Source organism: Deinococcus aquatilis DSM 23025 (genome assembly GCF_000378445.1).
In the GTDB taxonomy this organism is placed as follows: Bacteria; Deinococcota; Deinococci; order Deinococcales; family Deinococcaceae; genus Deinococcus; species Deinococcus aquatilis.
Genome location: NZ_KB899746.1, coordinates 26,049 through 32,508, shown reverse-complemented (window position 1 = coordinate 32,508; position 6,460 = coordinate 26,049). Strand labels below are relative to the sequence as shown.

Here is a 6,460-nt window from a genome sequence, read left to right as displayed (position 1 = left end):
GTCTGTGATTAGCGCCTCCCTGGATGCCCGGCCGAAGGTCGGGCATCCAAGCTTTAACGGGTGAGGCCGGTCAGGACGGCGACGGGATCTTGACCGCGCAACCGCGCGGTCTCCACGGTGGACTTGATCCGCATGTACGTCTGCGCGCCCACCGCGTTCTTGCTGCACTGCGAGACCTTCCTCGCCATCACCACGGTCCGCAGACTCCGTTCCGCCGCATTGTTCGTCGGTGGAATGTCCGGATCCTTCAGGAACTGCCACAACCGATCGAGTCCATGCTGCTTCAGGATGCCCAGCCGGAGTCGTTCGTTCGCCTTCGACTTCAGCGGTGCCCGGTTCAGCAAGGCCTCCAGGCGCAGGGTGAGTTCTTCACCCTGTTGCGCGTATTCCTCTTGCGTACACACACTCGTCGTCACGTTCCGGTGCAGTCGGATTCCATCCCGGAAGACCTGCGCAACCCGCTGTCCGTACAGCTCTCCACGTCCAGGGCGCCCCTGCTGCCCGGCGGCGACCTCATCGGCATTGCGGATCAGGTGCGCCAGGCACTTCTGCTGCTTGACCCCTTCTAGGAAGCGGCTGTCGTACGAGGAGAAGCGGTCGCTGACCAGCACGCCCGCGAAGTTCTGTCCCAGCCCTTGGCGGACTTCCACGTTCGTGTGCTGCAGGTTGGCGCGGAAGACCACGGTGTCCGCGCTGCGGAACGCGCCCACCCACGCGTTTTGGGTGCCGATCCGCCAGCCGGTGTCGTCGTGATGCACGAACGGAGCGTGTTGCACTTGTGCCTGGAGAGCCTCGACGTGAGCGGCGAGGGGGCTGCCGTCGGCGGCAAGCCGCCGTGCGGCTTGCGTGATCGCACCTTGCGTGACCTGCACGCCGCCTAGGAGGTTCATGACCCGACCGATTCGGCGCACGGGCAGACCCACCTCGTGATGCAGGGTCTGAAGGGTGGCGTGCAGAACCGGTCCGAGTCGGTGGGCGGTGGCACCCATCTGATCGGCCTTTAGGGCGGGATGGTTACCACGCACCGCGTGGTGACACTGGGGGCAGTCCATGACGGGCACGTGGTACTCGGTGACCTGCATGGCGTTCTGAGGGACAAGTTCCGTGACCCAGGCTTTGTCGTGACGGGTGAAGATCAGCAGTCCTGTGAAACCACACCGAGGACAGGTGTTTGGCGTGTCAACCTGTACGGTCTCGGTGATCTGTTGTGGCGTGGGTGGCGACTTGTGCGCGAAGGTGCCTTCACCAGGACGGCGTCCTGGTGATTTGGGTTGGGCAGTGCGCGTCTCCCGGCTGAAGGGCGCGGCATACTTGCGGGCCCGTCGTTCCAGCTCTTCAATACGCTTCTTCAGGCGGATATGTTCGGCCTGAAGCGCTTTGTTCTCCGCGATCAACTGGTCAATCTGCTCGGACTGGCGACGGATGATCTCGAAGAGATCTTTCTCAGTCACCTCGGAGCTCATGGACAGCATGGTAACGGCAAGAGTGCCCGGCTGAAAGCCGGGCACTCTTGGAGGCGCTAATCACAGACGGGCTTCGTTCGAAGTGTTTCTTGATCTGCTGCTGGATGGTTCTGGCCATCCTCTCCCAGAACGGGCCACCGTGAAATCACCCTCGGCCATCAGTCGGTTCCTCAATCACGCCGGGTGGAACACCCGGCAGTTCTGCCGGGTGATGCGTCAGCACGCCCTGCAAGTGCTGCAAGACGAGTGGCGATCTCGGCCCCATCAGCGACCTCGACTCGACCTGTTGGTTGATTTGACCAGCCTCGAGAAGCGTGGCAAGTTCGCCGACCTGGACAACTGGATGCACACGTTCAACAGTGTTCATGGCGTCCATCTGGTCGTGCTGTACCTGTGTTGCGGTCATCTTCGTCTGCCTTGGGCGGTTCAGATCTGGCGGGGGAAGGGGACGCCTTCCCCCGCACAACTGGCTTTGAAGTTGCTCCGCACGGTGCCCCCTGAGCTGCGATCGGGTAACCGGCGTCCCCGTCTGCATGCGGATGGGGGATTTGAGAGCAGGGCGTTCGTCCAGGGTGTCCTCGCTCATGGCCTCGACATCGTGGTGGGGGTTCGCTGTACACGCAAGCTTGAGGATGGCCGTCAGGTGCGAGATCTGATGGTCAGAGGCGATCTGGTCAAGCCCCAAGGGCTTGACCAGACGATGTGCATCTCTTGGGTGTGGTTACACCGCAACAAGGAGCCGGAACAACGCTTTGTGATGTCTAACCTCAATCTCGGCGGCGTGTATCTCGCACGGGTCGGGAAAGGGCGCTGGAGGATAGAGGCGTTCTTCAAAACGATCAAGGGCCGCTTTGGACTGGAACGCTTTGCCCAACACAGCAAACAGGGCGTGTTCCGCTGGTGGTGTCTGTCCACCTTGGCCTTCTTGCTCTGTCATGTCCAAGACTTGGACACACCCATGACGAGACCCCAAGTCTGGCCGGATTGGGGAGCTTTAGCGAGAACCATACGGTTCTCGTTTGTTCCAGAAGTGCGTCGCAGAGCGCTTCTCCTAGAACTGGCTGCCCTCGATGCCTTCCAGCACGCACAAATCCCCCTCAAGGTTTAAACTGCAAGATCTCAGATAACAAACTCATCTCCGTGAAGTCGCCCGACAAGAGCACCTGGGCCGCTTGAATCAAGAAGAAACCGACCTATTCTCTGCAAAATGACATCGCCCTGATCATGACCGAGTGTGTCATTAATTGTTTTAAATCCATCCAAGTCAATAAATAGAACCTGAAAAGTTTTATCTGGCTGCAATTGGATCATTTCAAGCAGGTATTTATTTAGATGATGATGATTTGGTAAATTAGTTAAGAAATCAATGTATACTAGCTTTTCCAGAGTATTGATTTGAGTAATTTGACTTAGGTGATTCTCTCTGAATTAAATATGTTCTTGAGCCTGAAAGTATTATCCATGCAACCAAATTTACCCTGAACAGGGAAAGGGTAGTGGCTGCTATTTCTGGACTGCTGCTCCATTTAATTAGATAGATTCCGCAAAGAAGGGCAAAAAGACCTAAGAAGTACCGAGCTAATATCCAATAAAAAGGCGCCAAGCTATTGAGCAGAAGGTAGACAAGAATGCCGTACACCCATATAATAGATTCAGATATGCCATCAGGAATCTCGGACGGCGGCGCATAAAGTATGATAATGATCATTTTGGTGATAACAAAGCCCAATGACGAAAGTGAAAAAAATATGTAAGGAAATTCTCTGTCCTTATAAAAATAGATCATGAAAAAGCTGATAGAGTGACATATCATTAAAAGTAATAATATGAACCTGCCATACTTCTGGTGATCCAATGCATCTTGCATGATATATGCAAATAATCCCGAAAAAATAATGATGACAGGCAATAAATTGATGAGTGCTAAGCGCCTCGCCCGAGCCAGGCTTTCTGTCAAGCTGCTGCGGTTTTGACCCGTGGAAAGTATCATCTACTCAAGTCTAACCCGATCACAATTCGTACTATCAGTCTCACTAGATACCAAGTCATTTGGGGGAATAGACCTTGGGGCGAACTTGGTGTAGAGGAAAATATCGCCTTGCGGTCAAGTCACCTGTTTGGAGGATTGTTCTCCCCAGAGGTGGTCAGCTTCAAACTTCCAACTTGGAAACATAATTTGGGCTTCTGAGGTGCTGCAAGCGCTGTATGAGGTTTTCCGCAGGTGCTTTGCGGACAGACTTGGGGGCCAAACTTGGGAGCGACTGCGGACAGCAGAAGGCCAATCAAGTCGCTCTAGCGTCACTGATCCCTCAAGCTGGCTGCGAGTGGGATCTATGCTGCTGAGTTCACTCAACTCTGAGTCCAGCTTCAGACCACAACGCTCATCCATGGAGTTCAGTCGGCAGTCCATGAGGGCAAGACGCGATCATGAAGCAGCCTCCCTAACTGTTCGGCACTGCCCGGCCGAGACAGAAAATAGCCTTAGCCCGTATGGCAGCCCAAGGCCCGCACCGCCCGCAATTGCTCCAAGGTTTCGATGCCTTCCGCCGTGATATGCAACTCTGCGATATTGCTGATCTGCACCACCGAATGAATCATTTGGGCGGCATAGCGTTGATCCAACTCCGTACCCGCCAGCGACTGGGTAAAGCTTTGATCGATTTTAACCGTTTCAACAGGCAACGTGCGTAGACGTGCCAGATTGGAATAACCTATACCGAAATCATCAATGGTCAGACTGATTCCTGTAGCCCTGATGCTACGGAGTGCCTCTACCGTATTTGGATTGTCCTCCATTACTGTTGTCTCTGTCAGCTCCAATTCTATTTGGCTGGCAGGTAGTTGGTGTTCATGCAAGAGTTCAGTAATCTGTTGGGAAAAGTTAGTCTGGAGAAGCTGTAGAACTGAGACATTGACACAAAGCGCAATAGAAGGCCATTGCTTGGCATAAATGCAGCTTTGCTGTAATGCCCAATGGCCAAGTGTGTTGATCAGTCCGGCCTGTTCTGCAACTGGAATAAATGTAGCTGGAGAAATCCATCCGAGAGTGGGATGCTGCCAACGCATTAATACTTCTGCCTTGACCATCTTGCCTGTCGAGAGATTATAAAGAGGTTGAAAGACCAGCGAGATTTCTTGACGTTCGATTGCTCCAGCCAATTCGTGCGCTAACTCCTGCCTGTACTCTGTTTCAGCGTCGTCTTCAAGGTTATAGCGGCGAACGTTCTGTTTCCCATTTTTTTTGATTGAAAACATAGCACTGTCTGCGTGTCGAAGCAGTTCCTCGGGGGTGTGACCATCCTGAGGATAGACACTGATGCCGATACTGAGCGTCAGACGAAAGTGTTGATATTCTTTCCCCAGCTCAAGACCATCTTTCTGAAGATGCTTGAGGATGGTATGACCCAACTCTTCGGCAACCTCACCAGTGGTTTCCGGCAAAAGAATGACGAATTCGTCTCCGTTCAGACGTCCAACCACCGCCGATTTACCGCTGAGTTTTACGAGTAGGCTGGCCATCTGTTTAAGCAGATCATCGCCTTTGGAATGACCTAGTGTGTCATTGACCAGTTTAAAACTGTCCAAATCAATAAACATCAGAGAAAGAATTTTGGAACTGGGACGTCCTACAAATTCCTGTAGGTAGTGTTCCAGGTAACGCCTGTTGGGTAGATTGGTCAGGATATCTGTATGGGCCACCCCTTCAAGTGTTGCCATCTTGGCGATATGACTAATATGTAATTCCTTGCCAATCATATAACTCTTAGAGCCAATAAGAACAATCCAGCCGATTGAGAGAAGCTGTAGGAGAGAAACAAGGGTCGAGTTGAAACTAGGTACACCAATATTAGAATATATATAGAACATGCCCATAATAGTCAGGATGGACATAAGAGAGATTGAGTAGCGCCAATAAAAGCCGGACTTAATATTAATAAGCGCAAATATAAGCAGCGCGTAGATCCAAATAAGACTATCTGTGATCCCCAAAGAAAAGCCATCAAATGTTGCATATAAAGCCAAGGTGATGAACTTGGTTATAATGAAACTTGCACCTACCGTCAACATTGCCATATAGGGGACTTCGCTTGCTTGATAATGACGTATGGCAATCCAGGTAGATAAGAGAGCAATGGTATGAAATGTATAAATCTGTATATTGTAGGCATGATGGCTCAAGTCATCATTGGTCAGATGTATTGAGCCGACCGTTAGTAGGCAGACGAAGGGTATAATGATGCTTATAGCGACCCGCCTTGCCCGAATCAGGTCTTGGATGAGTGCTTCCTGTGTCTGTCTGGCACTGTCTGGCATCCACTGGAGTATAACTTGCAGGTCGGTCAACAATATGTGTCAGCTCTTCTGTGGATGGCCCCGGACACTCGCCCCTGCCCCTTACCTCTATAGTCCGGGCAATATGGCGGAAACGATTAATCAGTGGGCGGTTATCATCATCGTCATGAGCGGCATCGCGCTGTGCTTCGGCGTGTTCTTTATTCGCAACCATAACCGTGAGGCACACATGCGGGCCATGCTTTTGGCGAGTGGCCTCGCCACGCTCTTTCTGGTGCTGTACCTCACGCGCCTGGGCATGGGCTACGAGAAAAAATATGTTGGCCCCGACCAGTGGCGGAGCGCTTACTTTGCCCTCCTGATCAGCCACATCATTCTGGCCGCGCTGAATCTGCCCCTGGCACTCGGCGCACTCTGGAACGCCTATCACGGATTGAAAGCCGCCGGGAATCTGGGCAACATCGATGCCCCGGCAGCCCGTAAATTGTTCAACCGCCACCGCGCCTGGGTACGCTGGACCGTGCCCGTGTGGCTGTATGTGGCGGTCACGGGTTGGATCATCTATCTGGTGTTGGGGCGCTACGGCGAAATCGTGAAAGGCTAGGAGGGCGTCTGGGCGCGGGTCAACTGATCTACTGGGGCGGGGGAATGCTGGAGGCAAACGCTTTCCGCCCCCGCCCTCTTCTGTTGCTGGACCCTTGATC

At 53.0% G+C, this 6,460-nt stretch carries 6 protein-coding genes; 2 read left to right on the top strand and 4 right to left on the bottom strand.

Translation table 11 applies throughout. The annotated features are described in order from the left end of the window. Positions 1-53: 53 nt before the first annotated feature. A complete protein-coding gene (gene tnpC / locus F561_RS0120550; RefSeq protein ID WP_245556598.1) occupies positions 54-1,463 on the bottom strand; it encodes an IS66 family transposase in 1,410 nt (469 codons plus the stop codon). Positions 1,464-1,545: 82 nt separating this feature from the next. Between tnpC and F561_RS26250 the strand changes: the two genes are divergently transcribed. Then, entirely contained in the window at positions 1,546-2,571 is a 1,026-nt protein-coding gene (locus tag F561_RS26250; protein WP_157452053.1) for a transposase, read from the top strand. An 11-nt stretch (positions 2,572-2,582) separates the two neighbouring features. Here F561_RS26250 and F561_RS28195 read toward each other — a convergent pair whose 3' ends face one another. The 3 genes from F561_RS28195 to F561_RS0120540 form a co-directional block, all read right to left on the bottom strand. Beyond that, positions 2,583-2,831, bottom strand: a complete 249-nt coding sequence (locus F561_RS28195) for a GGDEF domain-containing protein (RefSeq protein WP_245556600.1) — start codon at positions 2,829-2,831, stop codon at positions 2,583-2,585. After that, a complete protein-coding gene (locus F561_RS29175) occupies positions 2,827-3,453 on the bottom strand; it encodes a hypothetical protein (protein ID WP_157452052.1) in 627 nt (208 codons plus the stop codon). The genes F561_RS28195 and F561_RS29175 overlap by 5 nt, the downstream gene beginning before the upstream one ends. 491 nt (positions 3,454-3,944) lie before the next feature. Further along, entirely contained in the window at positions 3,945-5,777 is a 1,833-nt protein-coding gene (locus F561_RS0120540) for a putative bifunctional diguanylate cyclase/phosphodiesterase (RefSeq protein WP_157452051.1), read from the bottom strand. A gap of 103 nt (positions 5,778-5,880) precedes the next feature. Here F561_RS0120540 and F561_RS0120535 point away from each other — a divergent pair, with 103 nt between their 5' ends. Then, complete coding sequence (locus tag F561_RS0120535; protein WP_019011850.1) at positions 5,881-6,360, top strand: DUF420 domain-containing protein; 480 nt, start codon at positions 5,881-5,883, stop codon at positions 6,358-6,360. Positions 6,361-6,460: the final 100 nt, after the last annotated feature.